General features: G+C 60.6%; 14 protein-coding genes and 1 tRNA gene. 8 read left to right on the plus strand and 7 right to left on the minus strand.

Features of this window, described 5'->3' with window-relative positions:
- Positions 1-2 precede the first annotated feature (2 nt).
- From AC1DDS_RS19090 to AC1DDS_RS19105, 4 genes are all read left to right on the plus strand, one after another.
- Entirely contained in the window at positions 3-2747 is a 2745-nt protein-coding gene (locus AC1DDS_RS19090; protein ID WP_477480314.1) for a Z1 domain-containing protein, read from the plus strand.
- On the plus strand, positions 2744-3739 hold the full coding sequence (locus AC1DDS_RS19095; protein ID WP_477480315.1) for a PD-(D/E)XK motif protein: 996 nt from the start codon (positions 2744-2746) through the stop codon (positions 3737-3739). The genes AC1DDS_RS19090 and AC1DDS_RS19095 overlap by 4 nt, the downstream gene beginning before the upstream one ends.
- Positions 3732-5807 carry an AIPR family protein gene (locus AC1DDS_RS19100; protein ID WP_477480316.1) on the plus strand — a complete coding sequence of 692 codons (2076 nt, stop codon included), beginning with the start codon at positions 3732-3734 and terminating at the stop codon, positions 5805-5807. The genes AC1DDS_RS19095 and AC1DDS_RS19100 overlap by 8 nt, the downstream gene beginning before the upstream one ends.
- Before the next feature lie 257 nt (positions 5808-6064).
- Complete coding sequence (locus AC1DDS_RS19105; RefSeq protein WP_477480317.1) at positions 6065-7288, plus strand: hypothetical protein; 1224 nt, start codon at positions 6065-6067, stop codon at positions 7286-7288.
- A gap of 31 nt (positions 7289-7319) precedes the next feature.
- Here AC1DDS_RS19105 and AC1DDS_RS19110 read toward each other — a convergent pair whose 3' ends face one another.
- Positions 7320-8276 carry a hypothetical protein gene (locus tag AC1DDS_RS19110; RefSeq protein ID WP_477480318.1) on the minus strand — a complete coding sequence of 319 codons (957 nt, stop codon included), beginning with the start codon at positions 8274-8276 and terminating at the stop codon, positions 7320-7322.
- Between AC1DDS_RS19110 and AC1DDS_RS19115 the strand changes: the two genes are divergently transcribed.
- Positions 8272-8352 (plus strand) — tRNA-Leu (locus tag AC1DDS_RS19115). The two genes, AC1DDS_RS19110 and AC1DDS_RS19115, sit on opposite strands and share 5 nt — an antisense overlap.
- 457 nt (positions 8353-8809) lie before the next feature.
- On the opposite strand, the gene AC1DDS_RS19120 is transcribed toward AC1DDS_RS19115, so the two are convergent.
- Together AC1DDS_RS19120 and AC1DDS_RS19125 are read right to left on the minus strand one after the other, a co-directional pair.
- Positions 8810-9427, minus strand: a complete 618-nt coding sequence (locus tag AC1DDS_RS19120; protein WP_477480319.1) for a ParB-like protein — start codon at positions 9425-9427, stop codon at positions 8810-8812.
- 384 nt (positions 9428-9811) lie between these two features.
- On the minus strand, positions 9812-10228 hold the full coding sequence (locus AC1DDS_RS19125) for a hypothetical protein (protein ID WP_477480320.1): 417 nt from the start codon (positions 10226-10228) through the stop codon (positions 9812-9814).
- A gap of 388 nt (positions 10229-10616) precedes the next feature.
- Here AC1DDS_RS19125 and AC1DDS_RS19130 point away from each other — a divergent pair, with 388 nt between their 5' ends.
- From AC1DDS_RS19130 to AC1DDS_RS19140, 3 genes are all read left to right on the plus strand, one after another.
- On the plus strand, positions 10617-11090 hold the full coding sequence (locus AC1DDS_RS19130; RefSeq protein ID WP_477480321.1) for a hypothetical protein: 474 nt from the start codon (positions 10617-10619) through the stop codon (positions 11088-11090).
- A gap of 145 nt (positions 11091-11235) precedes the next feature.
- Positions 11236-12741 carry a DegQ family serine endoprotease gene (locus AC1DDS_RS19135; RefSeq protein ID WP_477480322.1) on the plus strand — a complete coding sequence of 502 codons (1506 nt, stop codon included), beginning with the start codon at positions 11236-11238 and terminating at the stop codon, positions 12739-12741.
- Positions 12742-12837: 96 nt separating this feature from the next.
- A complete protein-coding gene (locus AC1DDS_RS19140) occupies positions 12838-13572 on the plus strand; it encodes a DUF1003 domain-containing protein (protein ID WP_477480323.1) in 735 nt (244 codons plus the stop codon).
- Positions 13573-13650: 78 nt separating this feature from the next.
- Here the strand turns inward: AC1DDS_RS19140 and AC1DDS_RS19145 are convergent, their stop codons facing one another.
- The 4 genes from AC1DDS_RS19145 to AC1DDS_RS19160 are packed head-to-tail and all read right to left on the minus strand — an operon-like array spanning position 13651 to position 16368.
- Positions 13651-14445, minus strand: coding sequence for an anti-sigma factor family protein (locus AC1DDS_RS19145; RefSeq protein ID WP_477480324.1), 795 nt, complete (start codon positions 14443-14445; stop codon positions 13651-13653).
- Complete coding sequence (locus AC1DDS_RS19150; protein ID WP_477480325.1) at positions 14438-14989, minus strand: sigma-70 family RNA polymerase sigma factor; 552 nt, start codon at positions 14987-14989, stop codon at positions 14438-14440. The genes AC1DDS_RS19145 and AC1DDS_RS19150 overlap by 8 nt, the downstream gene beginning before the upstream one ends.
- Before the next feature lie 48 nt (positions 14990-15037).
- Entirely contained in the window at positions 15038-15382 is a 345-nt protein-coding gene (locus AC1DDS_RS19155) for a cupredoxin domain-containing protein (RefSeq protein WP_477480326.1), read from the minus strand.
- 32 nt (positions 15383-15414) lie between these two features.
- Positions 15415-16368, minus strand: a complete 954-nt coding sequence (locus AC1DDS_RS19160; RefSeq protein ID WP_477480327.1) for a metallophosphoesterase family protein — start codon at positions 16366-16368, stop codon at positions 15415-15417.
- Positions 16369-16575: the final 207 nt, after the last annotated feature.

The raw sequence follows: 16575 nt of genomic DNA on the forward strand, positions 1-16575 counted from the left end.
GGATGGATCCGGTTACGCAGCTTGCGAATACCGCCCGCGTTGCACTCGGTCCAAGAGCCGGCGACCGCACGCTGGGCATAGATGAGATCATGGCGGTGGTGCGCGCCACAGCCCCGCTTGTCGGATTGACCAGCGGACACAACTTCACCGAGGACGAAATTCAAGCAGCGACGCGCGACCTTGAAGCCCTTTTTGTGGTTGCGCAGGGACCGTCGATCCGGCTGCTTGGTGAAACACAGCCGCCACCGTGGTATCTTGGCGAGCGCCGTCGGCCAGGCGCCTTTTTCTCACGTTATCTGCAGAAACTGGGCGAAAGCGGGTGGGCGCCGCGTGCGCTCGAGGCGCTTGAGGAAAGCACTGCTGATGTGCTCGAGCTGCTCGACGATCCAAACCGGGATGTGCCATGGAATTGGCGCGGCCTCGTAGTCGGCAATGTTCAGTCGGGCAAGACTGCACACTATGCGGGGGTCATCAACCGGGCCGCTGATGCCGGCTATCGCGTAATCATCATTCTTGCGGGCATGCACAAGATCCTGCGTCGGCAGACCCAGCTGCGTCTCGACCAGGATTTTCTCGGTTTCGATACCGCCGGCGTTGCCGGAAGCGGGGGGCGCCGGCCTGTCGGCGTCGGCTTGTTGCCGGGACCGGTACAGCTAGTCGACAGTCTGACAACCTCCCAGTTGAACGGCGACTTCAACCGAACTGTTGCGCAAAATTCCAACTTCGCACCGGCCAACCGGCCGTTTGTGTTTGTCGTGAAGAAGAACGGCGCAGTGCTCAAGAACATCAATCGGTGGATCGCACGACTGCCCGAAGAGTCGCGCAACGCGCCACTGCTCGTGATCGATGATGAGGCGGATCAGGCATCACCTGACACGGGAGATCAGGGCTTTCTACCGGACGGAAGCTTCGATGAGGATTACGATCCAAAACGAATCAACGGCGAGATCCGCAAACTGCTGGGTGGGTTCAGGCGCAGTGCCTATGTCGGCTACACCGCAACTCCTTTCGCGAACATCATGATTCATGATGAGCGTGCGGCTGAGGATTATGGCGCCGACCTGTTTCCTTCTGCCTTCATTGTGTCGCTGTCCGCTCCGGACGACTATTTCGGGCCACTAGCGGTGTTCGGTCGCGACGACGACGCTGATGCAGTGGGATTGCCAGTCATTCGCCATCTCGACCAGACTGCTGAGAGTTGGATTCCTGACCCGCACGATAAGACGTGGCGGCCGATATACCGGGGTGAGGCACGCGTCCCGCCGAGCCTCTTGGAAGCGATCCGCAGCTTTGTCATCTGCTGCGCGGCACGCGCCGCGCGCGGCCAAGCCAATGCACACAAAACCATGCTGGTGCACGTTTCGCGTTTTCAGGATGTTCATGACCCGGTTCATGCTCAGGTCGAAGTAGCGCTTCGCTCGATCCGCAATGCTATCGCTGCGTCCGATCCGATCGAAATGGCGGAACTGGAACGGCTGTGGTGCGAGGACTTCGAACCGACCACCGAGGCAATGGCGTCCTCCGTATTCGCGCGTTCTGTTCGAAGGATCCGCTGGGATGAGGTAGCGCTGCAGCTTGGAGATGAGGCTGACCGCATTCAGGTCGTGGTATCCAACGGCCGCAGCCGCACGGGCATCGATTATGATGCTGCCGACGCTACCGGACAGAGCCTGTCGGTCATTGTCATCGGTGGTGACAAGCTGTCACGTGGGCTGACGCTTGAAGGCCTTTCGACCAGTTACTTCCTGCGCTTCTCCCGTCAGTATGACAGTCTGCTGCAGATGGGGCGCTGGTTCGGTTACCGACGCGGTTATGCCGATCTCTGCCGGCTGTACACCACCCCCGATATGGAAACATGGTTTCGGCACTTGGCTACGGTTAACGAGGACCTCCGCGCGCAGCTGGCACATATGCGCGTCACCGCGGGCACGCCCAAACTCTACGGTCTCAGCATCGCTGATCATAGTATCATGAACGTGACGGCGGCGAACAAACGGCGCCATGCTGTTCTCCGTCCCGTCACCTATGCGGGCGAAGGCAAGATCCAGACGGTACTATACCGCGACACCGATACTACAATTGCGAACGCTGCGGCTGTCAACGGCCTGCTGGAAGAACTGGGAGAGCCGGAGATCGATCCGGCCCGGCCGGGAGGCCGCCCGCCAGCAGCGGGCTTCATCTGGCGGAATGTACGTGGTAACCGCGTCGCCGCGCTGCTTGAGGCCATGGCGTTTCCGCCCGAGAGCAGCGACGTCGATGGGAAACGCATGGCGGCCTACATCACCACGCAGCTTCAGCTGGGCGAACTGAGCGACTGGACGGTGTTTGTGCCGGCTGGTGTCGGAGCCACGGTTCAGTTGGCCGGGCGCGACCTGCGGAGTGTTCGTCGCTCGCCAATCGCCCGTTCAACCACTGCGCGCTTTATCACTAAGTCGATCCTCAGCCCACTCGACGAAGCCATCGATCTGAGCGACGACCAGTATCGTCGCGCGCAGGAAAATACCGATCAGGTGCTGGCCGACGAGGGGGAGCCGCCCGCCGACCGTCCGGCCGGTCCTTGGATCCGGAGGGTCCGTGGTGAAGATCCACGTCGCGGTCTGCTCCTTCTCTATCCAATCGACTCGGCAGGCGCTGGGCTGGAAGCTGGAACCCCGCTTTGGGGTGTAGTCGTGAGTTTCCCGACCTCCCCGACAGCTTCGGCCGAGTGGCGCCTGGAAAATACCGTCCAGCAGCGGGCGGCGCCATGAGCGTCACTCCCGATGCGGCGGCGTTACTGAGGGAATGGGACGAGCTGGCTGCCGTAACCCCGGGGGACCGGCTGTATCGCAGCCGACGGCTTTCTCACCCGGTGCAACTCGATCTCCGTGCGGGTCTGCGGGAAGCTGACGGCGCACCTTGTCTCGTTGCGTTGCCGGGTGACGCTGGCAATTCCATCGCTTCTTTCGAGACCGCGGGCCTGCGGCTATCCCGAGCAGCTGATCCCGGCGGTTTCCCGCTGGTCCTTTCACTCGAGGAGACCTCCCGACGTGATCTTTTCGCCGAGATCTGCAGCGACTGCATCCGTTCCGTCCTGCGCGCTGAGGATGAAGGCGAAACTGAATTGGTCACGGTCTTCGCCGCCCGTCTCGCTGCGTGGCGAGCGTTTCTGCGCGATCAGACCGCCGGCCTGTCGAGAAACGCAATAGTTGGGCTGATCGGTGAGCTCCTCGTCCTCGATCGGATGCTGGACGAAAATGCTGAAGCGGTCGCCGCGTGGAAGGCACCTGATGATGGCCTGCATGACTTCGTGCTCTCCAGTCATGGCCTTGAGGTCAAGACTGCGCTGGGCGCGGCGCGGCGACTCCATATTTCTACGCTCGATCAGCTTGACGACGCCGGTCTTGTCTCCCTGCACGTCGCGCACGTCCGTCTGGTGGAAACGGTTGCCGGCGAGACACTCGGCCAGATCACCGCACGGATTGAACAGCGGCTAAATGGCGAGCGGGCGCGTGGGGCTTTTCGCAACGCGCTTTTGCGTCGCGGCCTTGCACCCGGGGGCGATACGACCGCCGGGCCGCAGGTTGCTTGCGTAGGCATGGATTGTTACGCGGTCCACGATGGCTTCCCGCGACTTCGAAGGAGCGATGTAGCGCTCGGGATCGCGGAGGCGACCTATCAGATAGACGTGCGCGCGCTCGTCAGCTTTGCCGTCGATGCGGCAGCGGTATTGGATACGTTCGGGGGGGCGGGCGATGAGTGAGGATGCGACGTCGGAATTCGCTCGAGCGCTGGCGACCGAGGTCGATGAGGCGCGTGACGATCCAACAATAGACATCCCGTCGACGGAAGCGCTCTTCACACGCATCGTCATCGATGAGCTGGAGGAGATCGGTCACTTCGAGGCGGCCTTTGATCTTCCTCAGGAGGGAAAGGTCGGGCGGTCACCCTTCCGGATCAGCGGGTACGCCATCGATGAAGACGCCGGCCAGCTGACGCTCTTCGCAACGCATTACTCTGGCGACATTCCGCCGCGCCGGGTTCCCGCCTCGGACCTGCTGAAGACTGCAGAAAGGGCCGGGACGTATGTAGCCGCGTGCATTGGTGGTTTGGCGGATCGCATTGAGCCGTCCAATACAGAAGCCGGGGACTTGGCGCGCCGCGTGGCAGCACTCGGCGAGCGCATCGATCGCTTTCGGATAGTCGTGCTGACCGACTGCATTGCCGGTGGCACGCTGCCCGCGGCGGTCGACAGTCATGGAAAGTCAGTCGAGATCGAGCTCTATGACATCGTCCGCCTCCACAGAGTTCTTGGAGAAGGCCAGACCCGCGCTGATATCAACATTGACCTAGTCGCTCTTGTCGGACATCGCATCGCCTGCTTGCCAGTCGCTTCCGGCGCGGGACACTACGAGGCGTTCCTTGCCGCCTTTCCAGGTGAGGCGCTATCGCGCATCTATGACCGGTATGGCACGCATCTCCTTGAACTGAATGTACGCGCATTTCTCGGACTTTCCGGGCGCAAGTCGGTGAATGCTGAGCTCCGCCGCACGCTGGTCGAACAGCCGGAGATGTTCCTCGCCTTTAACAACGGTGTGGTCGCAACCGCGGACGAGGTGCGGCTCGAACATGAAGGCGGCGCGGTGTACCTGACCGGCCTGCGGGGCCTGCAGATCGTCAATGGGGGACAGACGACGGCATCGCTGCACCGCGCCCGGCGCAAGGAAAGCGTAGCACTTGGCGCGGTGGAGGTACCGGTCAAAATTATCCGAGTGACAGAGGGAGATCTGGAGCAAATGGTTTCCTCGATCTCTCGCGCTGCCAACCGGCAGAATACTGTGCAGCAGGCCGACTTCTCGGCCAACGACCCGTTCCATCGCGAGGTGGAGACGCTGGCGAACAACGCGTGGCTCGAAAGCGGGCGCGGCCGCTGGTTCTATGAGCGGGCACGCGGATCATGGATTGCCGCTGAGCAAAAAGCTTCGTACCGAACCACTGAGCAGCGCGCCTTCCGCGAGCAGACGCCAAAGTCTCGACGCTTCGACAAGCTCGACCTCGCGCGCTATCTGTCGGCGTGGGACGGGTTCCCTTGGCGGGTCGCTTTTGGCGGTCAGAAGAACTTCCAGGCGTTCATGCAGCGCCGCAAGGAGCTGACTGCTCCACCCCCGGACGCCGCCTGGTTCCACCGGCTGATTGCGCTCACTATCCTCTATCGTACGACTGAGCGCCTGGTCCGAACGATGAAATTCCCAGCGTATGGCGTGAACATTGTCGCATATCTGATTGCCGCGCTTGGAGAGCGCACGGGCGGCCGCATCGATTTCGACTTTATCTGGCGCCAACAAAAGCTGTCGAACGAGATGGAGGCCCTCATCTCCGCCTGGGCACCGCTGATCGATCAGGCCCTGCGTGCAAGCGTCGGTAACCACAATCCCACGGAATGGTTCAAGAAAGAGGACTGCTGGGCTGAAGTCCGCAATCATCTGCCGACCCTGTCGGATCCGCTCCCGGCGGAGCTTAACGGCACCTCGCCAAAAACGGTCGGCGCTGTGACAGAACGGCACGGACCGGCTCTGCAGGTTGCTGATTATGACCGGATCGAGGAATGCATGCGTGTCCCGTCGGCGGTCTGGGTAGCAACAGCTGAGGCCGGGCAGCGCAACGGGGTGCTTCATTTCAAGCTCGCCAGCATCTGCATGACACTCGCCAACTATGCGGCAGGCGGTTGGAGCCGACGTCCATCGATCAAACAAGCGAAGCACGGGCTAGAGAGTGTCGCTAAAGTGCGCGCCGCGGGCCTATTCGACGAGACACAGCGCGAGGTCACATAGGTGATCGGGGCAGATTGGCTGGCAGGCCTTTCGCTGTCCGCGAGCGCTCATCCGAGGCTAAAACGCTTCGTTCCAAGAACGTCGCCTTGTATGCCGACAATGAAGCACTTTGGCAGGAGAATACCCCGCCTCCAGGTTGAGAACCAGTTCTTGGGTGACTGCATCGCGCGGGTGAATAATCTGCCGCCCCGACGCCGTTTCGCCCATTGGGCATGGAGAAGGTAGCGGATGAGGGTTAATGCAGCATCGGGGGAGCAATGGAGCGTGAACTTTCCGTATTCGTCGACAGAACAAGCTGGCCAACGCCACCTGATCTGCCCGCTTTCCCATCCACGTTCACGGCCGGAGCGCAGTCGTTCGACTTGAACATTCCAGCCCTGCTTCTGACGATCGGTTATCTGACCACGCCCTCGCACGCCTCCGGCGTCTCCCTTAGCGAGTTCTGGGCGTGGGTGCGCTATCTCCATGCGATTGCGCCTGATCCAGATCTACGTCTAACACCTGCCTTCTTCGAACTCGATGCTCACCAGAAGACCATCCTCAGCGACGATTTTGGGATGGGTGCGCCAATTTGCTGGCTGATGGACCGTCTCCAGCTCGGGCCTATCGCCGATGGGCGCTATTTCATAGATCGTGTCGCAGCATCGGTCGGTGCGACCGCAGCAAAACCAAAAAAGCGGGGACCGGGAAAGTCGCCGGACTTTGTAGCACGGGATACAAACGGTATTTGGCACATCATCGAATGCAAGGGCACGCAGACCGGAAATGGTTATCGCGAGGCACAGCTTGGCGGACTCGGACCACCGCCGACGGGAGCGGTAGCCCAGAAGCGGACAATTACATTTCCTGCAGGTTATGCTGGGCAGCGTCTGGCCTGCGGGCTCCAGATTGGAGTGCAAGGCGGCGCGCATGCTAGCAGCCTGCGCGTCATTGATCCGCCCGCGGAGGACAAGTTCGTAGTCGGCGAGGATGAGATGATCCATGCCGACGATGCCATCATCAGAGCTGTGAGTGCGAGATCGTTGCGACTCGCAGGCTTTGGTGCCAGTTCTTCCGCTATGTCAGCGCCGGCGGGTGCGACACCGAGATCTCGGCCGACGTCCGGCCGTTTTGAGCGCATGCGGCGTGAGACCGTGACCGAGAAGCAAGGCCACGCAGCGGAGGAGTTGAAAAACAGGCGGGATCGCGTCGCATTCACCGCCGACAAACAACGCTATCTCGGTCGTGCGATCGACTTTGACCTTCCGGCGCCAATCACGGTCGGCAAGCGTGTCATTCGATCGGTGCGGGTCCGATATGGCGTCGGTGTGGACTTTCTTGGCCAGCTTTCCGACCATCCGTTGGTCGAGGAACCGATCCAGGAGGTGGTCGGTGACGAGACCCAAGCCGTCAAGGAACGCATGACCACCGATGCCGGGAGTTACAGCGCCCGAATGCACATCGGGGAAGCTTTCGTTTCCGAGATCAAGCTACGGGAATAAGATAGTCGTTCCTTGAGCGGCTATCCCTGGGCTAAGTCTCAATCAGGATCTCAGGCGCCACCTCTGGCTGAATGCGGGTGCTGATCGGGGTATAGAGATCGGCCTCCGCCGCGGTTCGCAATGTTGCCGCGAGCGCATATCGAACGACCGTATCGCCCCTTCTCTGCCCCGTGTTCTCCCGCCACCAGCCGCCGGTCGGGTAGATGGCAATCGCGTCACGCTGGGAAAGCTCGACTGCATTGCCCTCCCAGATATCCGCATGTAGGGAACCCCGATTGCGCAGCACGGGCCCCATTGTCCAACCTGCGTCGCCGGCCGCCCTTGCCGGCGGCCGGGCGCCCGCGGCAGCATTGATACGGCGCAAGAACACGTCGGCACGCTCGGCGCTCGGCTTCAACGCGAACCTCAATCCATGCGAGGCATAGCTGTGACGCCGGGTCTGGCCGCGCTCACCTGGGTTTGGCTCGATGAAATAGCTCAGCGTGATCCGCAGCTGAACTTGAGTTTCGCCAAGAGCTTCGAGCTCCTGTGTTGGCCAGGGCAGCTCATGCAGCACCGTATCCTTGGTTTCGATCTTGCTTCCGACGGTGATGAAGGGCTGCATCTCGTTCTCGACGACCATGGTGACGTCATTGTTGAGACTGCCGAGCGCCCGCACTATTGACGGCACTCCGAGACCGTAGCGCCGCAGCAGCGCGTTCTTGTTGATCGCGCCGAGATGGGCCTTCATCGCCGGCGTCCATTCTGCCGAGTGAGTCTGGCGCTCTGCAGGTTTGCCTTCGTCTTTGACAAAAACGTCTGATGAGCGTTGATAAGAGCTCGGTTGACCGAAGTTAGATCCGCGCCGTCCGGGGGGGGGCAGCCTGCGGCAGTAGCCCGGCGCAAACTTCAAAGGTCTTTGATAGCCCAAAATGCCGGCCATAGCGGTTTGACAAAATGGCGGTAAGTAGTTGATTTGAGGGGCGACGTTTGACAGCTTTTCGGCCATAAAATACCACTTTGACACGGTTAGACGCGGATTGAAAATCCGCGTGTCGGTGGTTCAAATCCGCCTCCGGGCACCATTTGCTTTCAAAGATCCCTGTTTTTCAGCCTCATAGCAAAAAGCGCCGCGAATATACGACCGCACTCATCGTTCGGGAGTGGCTGGCGGGAGCGGCTATCTGCCAATCCACGACGTGGGCGAGGATTGCGACACGGAGGTGAGGACGGAATGCCCGCCATCTCCCGCGGAGGTGTGACCGCACCACCAGAGCCATGTGTGACGCCCTTTGCCCCGCCACTGTGCGGGGCCTTTCCACCGGGAATTGTTCAGGCTCTTGTCAGAAACTCAGGGCATCCTTTCGCAAGTTTGGGCTTGCCGCTTTGCTCAAACTTGAATGCCTCAGAGTGACCGGCGGGTCCTCGACCGCCGGTCGCATTCTTCTACGACGGCACCCTGAGCCACCAAATCAGGGCATGCGCATTGCACTCCGATGCTCCTGACGTCATCTCCCGACGGGTTCACGTGATACCGCGCAATCAATCCTCCGGACCGCACCAGCCCGGCAGATAGGCGGCCGATTTGTGCCTCGCCAGTTGCAGCGCTCTTCTGGCCGCCTTGTCGAAATCATCCCATAGATCATCAGCGTCCACGCGGCGGCGGAAGAAGTCCGCCCACAGGAACTCGGCGAAGGGCGTCTCCTCCTTGGCATAGCCGCCAAGGCGCCTCACCTCGCCGGCGAGGCTGCGGAACGGGTCGTCGCTGAGCTTGTCGAGTCTCTTGGGAATATCGCCATAAGGCCGTCGCCCGCCAGACGCGTCGAACGGATGCAGCCACGAGCGGTTGTCGAGGACGGTGAGGAAAGCGTCCTTGTCCAGCGCGGAAAGATCGGCGATGACCGTGACAAGGACCTGCTCGATATTTTCCCGAAGCAGAGCGAGCGCCAGGTGATGATGGTCGACTATATGGTATCGGCCCTTTCGCGCCATAACCGCGGGAAGGAAATGGCCGCCCAGAAAAATTCCGGTTTTGCCGATCGTCATCTTCTGCAGTTCTTTGCGCTTCAGCGCCACCTCGCGCATACCAACGGTCATCTGGGTGGGACGCAGGGACTTCAAGGAAACGGCATGCAGGACGGGGAAGACGTTCATGGGCATGGGTATCCCTTGTCACGGCGGAATCGCAACTTTCTGCAAATCGACGTATTCATGCATTTGGATGGGTAGTGAGTTCGAGCCCAGGAATGCGGAACCGAAGCGAGCTTTGCCCAATGCTGCTCTGAAGGAGCATCTCCAACAACAGCAGCTCAAAATGCTTCCTGGTTTTCCGCTCCGGTCTGGCCGGTAGAGCACCGCTATCTTGCAGAAAAGACCACCGCTCCGGCCAGTGACGTTTAAGCGGCTGCTGGAATCCAGCCACGTCGCCTGAGACACGCTCTTCGGATTCTTGGAGTTCTGCGGCAGCTCGCCCGTGTAGTGGGTCCCAGCGTTTCCATCTTTTTAAGGCCGAACCCGGAGCAGAACTGGCCTCCGCATCACCCATCACCCATCACGGCGCACCTGCCCTTCAGCTACGCCCCCATATCCCTTGAAGCTTAGGAAAGCGCCCAGCAATCCGGAAATCATCGCCACCACGACGATAGACGCTCGACCGCTATAGATCGTCGAACCTGCCGCAATTGCGACTTTCGGCAAAGCAATTCGGATAATGCCACCGATGGTCATTAGCCAGCCCAATATGGTGATGACCAACCGCCAGTCCAGCTGCCATTTGTTGTGCAGGTTGACGATAGCAAGACCGGCGAGCATCGACAAAAGACCGGACAGATAGATCAGGATGCCGAAGTGCAGCGCGTCCACGATCATCTTCTCGTACATACCGATATTGACCAGCATGCCGAGCGCAACCGCGATCAATGTCGGTCCGACCAGTCTGGCAAGAAAAATCGAACGATCCATGAGCCACCTCCGCCTCACGTCTCGGGATCAATTCGAATTGCGCGGGCGTATTCTGCATGCCGGCAACGAATGCCAGCACACTGACACTTTGGAGCGAAAAGAAAAAATATCAATATTAAATATAGGCAACTATAAATAATTTGAACACATAGTAGCCACCTAGTGACTCTCTGCAGGGCGATCCATGCTATGCATTTGAAATTTGCGCCATTTTCGCGGTAAACAAATATTGATTGGCCGTGACTGCGACCGTTCAACCGAACAGAATCTTACTCAAACGTAACATGACCCGCAAAACTGGAAGGAATACACTCTGCATCCAGCCGGATACTGCCGGCGACTCGGTGAGCCGCGACGCGACGGTATCCACAATTGTGGAGATTCAACCATGCGCTCGCTTCTCAAGACTACTGCGATTGCCACACTAATTCTGTATGCAGGCGCCGGCGGAGGCGCAGCATACGCAGCCAGTCACCATGACCACGATAGCGGCGATCAACATGCCGTGGTGTCGTCGCAACTTCAATCCAACCAGGGCCAGGACCACTTTGTCGATGAAAATCCTAGTTATCCCGCGAACATGATGGTGGTCGTGGCGCCACACCGGGGCGTTGTCGAGCGGCCGCGCCTTACCCATGTTCTGGGTGAACTGCGTGTCGAAGATTACCGAATTGACCGCGACCGCACACACGGCAAGCTTTCCGCCACTGCATTCAACCGCCTCGAGCGCGAGGAATCGAACATTCGGGCTCAGGCCGTTGCCACCGCCGACCGACATGACGGCGCTATTCCAAACCAGACCTATGCGCAGCTGCAGAATGAAATCCGTCACCTTGATCGCGACGTCGCACGATCGAGTTGAGCCGCAAACGGCCGAACGGCCGGCCCGGCACCAATTCCGCGGCTTCCGGAGGCCTGGAACATACTGGCTATGGCTCTCCGGGACCGCGCCCGACCGCAGGCAAATACTGGAAACAGGTTGATCCAGGGTTCGAGGGAGAAATGACATGGCGACCACTCTTCATAGGCGCGAAGTCGCGGCACTTTTCGGGGTCGTGATCGCTGCCGCACCGATCGTAATGTTGACGTCAACCACAGGGGCTGCAGACAAGGTTGCAGCCGCGCCAAAAGGTGCTGCTCCGACTGGAGTTTCAGGTTCCTTTGCTCCCATTGTGTCCGTCGACAAGCCTGCCGTCGTTACGATCGAGGCGACGGTGAAGGAGCAAGACTCCGCTTCTGCCGACGTGTCGCCTGGCACGCCCTTCGGCGAACAGTTCCACCAGTTCTTCGGTGACCAAGGTGGTTCATCTCCGCCCTCGACACCTCTGCCCCAGACCGAGTCGCTTGGTTCGGGCTTCATCATCGCGTCCGACGGCTATATCGTGACCAACAACCACGTGATCGAAAAAGCGACATCGATCAAGGTCACGCTCGACGATGGCACTGAACTTACGCCTAAGCTAATCGGTGCAGACCCCAAGTCTGATCTCGCCGTTCTCAAGGTGCAGACGCCGAAGGTGCTCAGCGTTCTGCACTGGGGCGATTCCGATGTACTGAGTGCGGGCGACCAGATCATCGCGATCGGGAACCCTTTCGGGATAGGCACGACCGTGACGGCTGGGATCGTTTCCGCGCGCGGCCGTGATCTTCATAGCGGGCCTTATGACGATTTCATTCAAATCGATGCGCCGATCAATCGCGGCAATTCGGGCGGGCCGCTGGTCGATCGCAACGGTGAAGTTGTCGGCATCAACACGGCGATCTACTCACCAAATGGCGGCAGCGTGGGCGTTGGCTTCGCTATTCCCTCCGATCAGGCGCGTAAGGTGGTGGCGGAACTCATCAAAGATGGAACGATCGCTCATGGCCTGATCGGTATCATGATCCAGCCAGTCACCGACGACGTCGCGGAGGCGATTGGCCTGCCGAAAGCGGCTGGTGCCCTGGTCGCCGGTGTGAAGCCCGGCGAACCGGCAGCTCTTGCCGGCGTCAAGGCGGGCGATGTGATAACCGCTTTCGGCAAAACTCCAATATCTTCGCCTCGCGATCTTTCGCGGCTTGTCGCAGATCTTGCCCCGGGCACACCGGAGACCGTTACCGTATGGCGCAGGGGCAAGAGCAACGAGCTCAGCATCACGATCGGGCAGGACCAAGCAGCGCAGCAGTCTGCAGTTGCTGATACGAGCGGAAAATCCGACGCGTCTGCCCAACGGCGGCCCACAATCGGCATACACCTCGGCGATATCACGCCCGGCATTCGCCGCCAGCTTCATCTGCCGCGCGACGAATCCGGCGCCGTGATCACAAGCGTTGCTGAGGGCCAGCCGGCGGCGGACGCCGGCCTGCAGCCCGGTGACGTCATCGTGTCGGTAAACCAGCAACCGGTCACCTCAGCCAAAGCGGCGAAGGCTGCCGTCGCTGATGCCGGTCGTAGCGGGCATAAGTCAGTCTTGCTCTTGGTCCGCGGGCAAGATGGTCAGAGCTTGGTAACGGTACCATTCGCCGTCAACTGAGCCGCTTGCTGGCACGCTTGGTCAGTACTCCATTGCCGTCCGGTCTCTGACCGGTCGGCATTTCTCGTCGATATTTCGAGATCAGGGAGTTGGGTCATGTCCAAATCCAGAAATCACTTGCATCGAGAAACGCTCACACAAGTCTGCGGTGTCTGCGGATTAACCAAACCCATCACGGACATGACCGAATGCGATATTGTGCGCACCTCAGTCGCCGCGGAACTGGATAAAGCCATTCCAGACTGGCGGGATACCGGCTGGATCTGCCGGACCGATCTGCAGGACTATCGACGCAAATCCGTGGAAGCGATGATCAGGCGTGAGCACGGCGAACTGACTGAACTGGATAGAGAGGTTATCGAGAGCTTAGCAGCGCACGAAACGGTTACAGAGAACACCGATGAAAGCTACGAGGAAACCACGACGATCGGAGACCGCGTTGCCGACCGCACGTCGGCATTTGCCGGGTCATGGACCTTCATCGTGTCGTTCGTTGCCTTCATGTTGTTCTGGATGTTCATCAACATCCTGCCGGCCCTCTTTTCGATTTTCGATCCTTACCCTTTCATCCTGCTGAATTTATTCCTGTCCATGGTTGCGGCGCTTCAAGCTCCATTGATTATGATGAGCCAGCGGCGACAGGAAGAAAAAGACCGGTTGCGTTCTCAGAACGACTACCAGATCAATCTCAAGGCAGAGCTTGAGATCCGCCACTTGCACGAAAAACTCGATCACATCCTCATTGGTCAATGGGAGCGGTTATCGAAGATACAAGAAGCACAACTTGACATGTTCGAAGAACTTGCGCGCGGGCGCGGCGGCTCTGCATGAAGAGAAACGAAATGGCCGCAGCGGCTTCACTTTGTTTCAGGGCCCAATACCCGACGCAGTCGACACGATTGGTCGGCATCAAGGCTCAGGCGCCGCCGTCACGCTGGTGGCAATGCGGTAACCTTCAGCGAAGCCATCCAGTTCGGCGCGTTCCAGATCGGACACCGCCCAGTAGCTAAAGCCGCTGCCCGTCCACCTCACCATGTTGTAACCGTCGGCCTGTTTGCTTTGGGGACCGGAAGTCCCGGCCGCTGCCGGTTCCGCCACCACCGTGATGAGATGCTCGTTGTGGCGGTAGACGAGCGTCGGGACGGCGCGGCCGCCGATGACGTCGACACGGCCGCCGACAAGCGAAAAGCCTTTCGCAGCCAGATCGGGGGCCGGCGGCGAAATGCCGATCCGATTATCGAGCCAGGGTTTTACCGTGTGGCGATCGGACGAGGCGATATCGACCGGGCTTGCGGCAAGCAGGCTGCGGCGGTGGGTGCTTGCCACGAGATCGCTGGTGGTTTCACTTGGGCGGGTCGCACCCAGCCAGTAACCACCGCCTCCGGCCATGACGAAGGCGACGACAACGGAGGCGGCCATCGCCCGCCAGTCCGCCTGTCGGCGTGGTTGCCGCTGGGGGGAAGCAGGAACGGAGATGCCGGCGCCGGACTCGATTCTGTCGAGCAGCCTCGTGCCAACCTCCTCGCGTTCGAGCCTGGCCAGTGCCGCGCGCGTGACGACGATGGCCTCATGGGCCTTCCCCATCTCCGGCTCATCCGCGATACGGCGTTCTATTGCCGCAGCGGTGGGTGCGTCGAGTTCGCCGTCGACAAGCGCGTTCAGCAGCACAAGATCGGCTTCCGGCGGCAATCTGGCTTCAGTCACGATGAGCCTCCGCGATCGAGATGGCGAGCAGGAGGCGCGCGCGTGACAGACGCGACATCACCGTACCGATCGGCACCGACAAAAGGTCAGCGATCTGGCGATAGCTCAGATCATTGAATTCGCGCAGCACCAGAACCTCGCGCAGCGGCGCCGGCAGCGCATCGACAGCCCGCTGGACGGCGGCGGCCTCGGCCTTGCGGATCAGTTCGGCCTCCGGCGTCAGGATCGGGGTATCGGTGAAAGCTGCGTCTGCCGTCTCGGCCAGCCGATCGAGCTCCGCGTCATCGCCGAGCACGAGGACTGCTTTCGGGCGGTTCTTCGCCATCCAGGTGAACGCGGTGTTGCGCACGATGGCCAGCAGCCAGGCACGCGGGTGCAGCACGGTGCCGCGGCCGGTCGCGGCATAGGCCCTGAGGCAAGCCTCCTGCACGACATCCTCCGCATCGTCGCGATTGCCCGTCAGCCCGCGCGCGAAGATCAGCGCGTCCTGAAGGTGCGGCACGACCAATTCCCGGAATCGGGTCGCCGGCTGATCCTCGTGCAAGCGCTCGTGTCCTTCTTTGCCGCGCCGGCCGAGCGGCCGCCGCGTCGGTCATTTGACGACAATGCTACCCTTCATGAAGGGGTGCAGACCACAGAAATAATCGATCGTGCCGGACTGGGCGAAGGTCCGGACGAAACTGTCGTCGGTATCGAGCGGCGCGGAGCGGAAGCTGCCGTCGCCCGCCACGATTATGTGGACCATGTCATCGGAATTGACGAAGCGCACCGTGTCGCCACGCTCGATCGTCAACGCCTGCGGCTTGAATGTGAAATTCGAGATTGTCACCAGCGCCTCCGTTGCGCCAGCCGGCGTTATCGGCTGGACAAGAAGGGCGACAAACGTGGCGGCAAACCCCATCTTGACGGTGTTAAGCAGAATGCCGGGCATGGTCATTGCTCCCTTCCTGCATGTTTATGTCAGGCCTCTCACGCGAGGGTGGTATCAGTGATCGCGAGCCTTTCCTTGCCGACCGTGAAGTCGACGGACGTCAGGCCCAGCATCGACCGCAACTGGTCAGCCGGAACGATCACGGGGCCGGGCTTGTCGGCCGTGCCGGGTTGCGGTTGCGGAAAGGCCGTCGAGCGGGCGGTGTGGAAGACCATGTTGCCCTCCACCTTCTGCATGATCTGGTGGATGTGGCCGTTGAGAACAGTCACGGAACCGAAGCGCCGGAGCAGCGCGAGTGCTTGCGCGGCGTCGTCGGTGCCCCAGCCCCATTGCGGATAGATCGACCACAGCGGGATATGGGCGAAGACGACGATCGGCGTCGACGCCGAGCGCCCGTCGAGGTCGTTCTTCAGCCAGGCGAGTTGCTCGGCGCCGAGATTGCCGAGCCCCCCGGCCTTGAGATTGACGACGTTGACCAGCCCGATGAAATGGACCCCGTCGCGGTCGAATGCATGCCAGCCGGCGCCAAGCGTTCCCTTTCCATAGCGATCGAGATAGGCCTTGCCCTGTTCCGGATCGATCAGGTCGTGTTCGCCGGGAACATAGGAAACCTCCAGTCCAGTGCTGCCGATAATGCGGGCGGCATCGTCGAATTCACCGCTCTTGGACAGATGGGTGATGTCGCCCGTATGGATCATGAAGGCGGGCTTGACCGGAAGCGCCTTGATCCTGTCGATCGCCTCGGTCAGCGTATCGACGGCGGTTACCTTGGCTTCCTTGTCGAAGCCGATATGGCTGTCCGATATCTGCAGGAAGGTCATCGCGCCTTGCGCGGCGTCGGCGGCCTGAGCTGCGTCGAGCAAGCCGAGCGACCTGGGGATGCCGCCCGAGACGGTCCACAGCACGCCCGTTCCCGCCCATACCATGCATTCGAGCGCATGCCGGCGCGTCAGCACGAAGCCAGCATCGGTCTCTTGTTCGTCCTTGCGCATTGCCGTTCTCCTTTCGGGGACGTCTATCGTCCGAGTAGGAGACCGAGGAAGCCGCGCGCTTATTCTGGGCAAGCGCACACGTTCTCGTGAGCCGGGGTGCGGCGACGAAATTGGCCGCCAGGCGAGTCGCCCATCGGGGACGAAGGCAAAGCCCGACGGTGAGGGTCGCCACAGGAAGATGGACGATCGGCTGCGCCTGCTCTAAAC

It is taken from the genome of Mycoplana sp. 10N416, from assembly GCF_056394765.1.

Bases quoted from the DNA above. Each gene is read 5' to 3' on its own strand.
- AC1DDS_RS19160 (WP_477480327.1), bottom strand. From the start codon at position 16,368: ATGCGCAAGGACGAACAAGAGACCGATGCTGGCTTCGTGCTGACGCGC.
- AC1DDS_RS19140 (WP_477480323.1), top strand. From the start codon at position 12,838: ATGTCCAAATCCAGAAATCACTTGCATCGAGAAACGCTCACACAAGTC.
- AC1DDS_RS19100 (WP_477480316.1), top strand. From the start codon at position 3,732: ATGAGTGAGGATGCGACGTCGGAATTCGCTCGAGCGCTGGCGACCGAG.
- AC1DDS_RS19095 (WP_477480315.1), top strand. From the start codon at position 2,744: ATGAGCGTCACTCCCGATGCGGCGGCGTTACTGAGGGAATGGGACGAG.
- AC1DDS_RS19105 (WP_477480317.1), top strand. From the start codon at position 6,065: ATGGAGCGTGAACTTTCCGTATTCGTCGACAGAACAAGCTGGCCAACG.
- AC1DDS_RS19155 (WP_477480326.1), bottom strand. From the start codon at position 15,382: ATGACCATGCCCGGCATTCTGCTTAACACCGTCAAGATGGGGTTTGCC.
- AC1DDS_RS19090 (WP_477480314.1), top strand. From the start codon at position 3: ATGGATCCGGTTACGCAGCTTGCGAATACCGCCCGCGTTGCACTCGGT.
- AC1DDS_RS19110 (WP_477480318.1), bottom strand. From the start codon at position 8,276: ATGGCCGAAAAGCTGTCAAACGTCGCCCCTCAAATCAACTACTTACCG.
- AC1DDS_RS19135 (WP_477480322.1), top strand. From the start codon at position 11,236: ATGGCGACCACTCTTCATAGGCGCGAAGTCGCGGCACTTTTCGGGGTC.
- AC1DDS_RS19130 (WP_477480321.1), top strand. From the start codon at position 10,617: ATGCGCTCGCTTCTCAAGACTACTGCGATTGCCACACTAATTCTGTAT.
- AC1DDS_RS19120 (WP_477480319.1), bottom strand. From the start codon at position 9,427: ATGCCCATGAACGTCTTCCCCGTCCTGCATGCCGTTTCCTTGAAGTCC.
- AC1DDS_RS19125 (WP_477480320.1), bottom strand. From the start codon at position 10,228: ATGGATCGTTCGATTTTTCTTGCCAGACTGGTCGGACCGACATTGATC.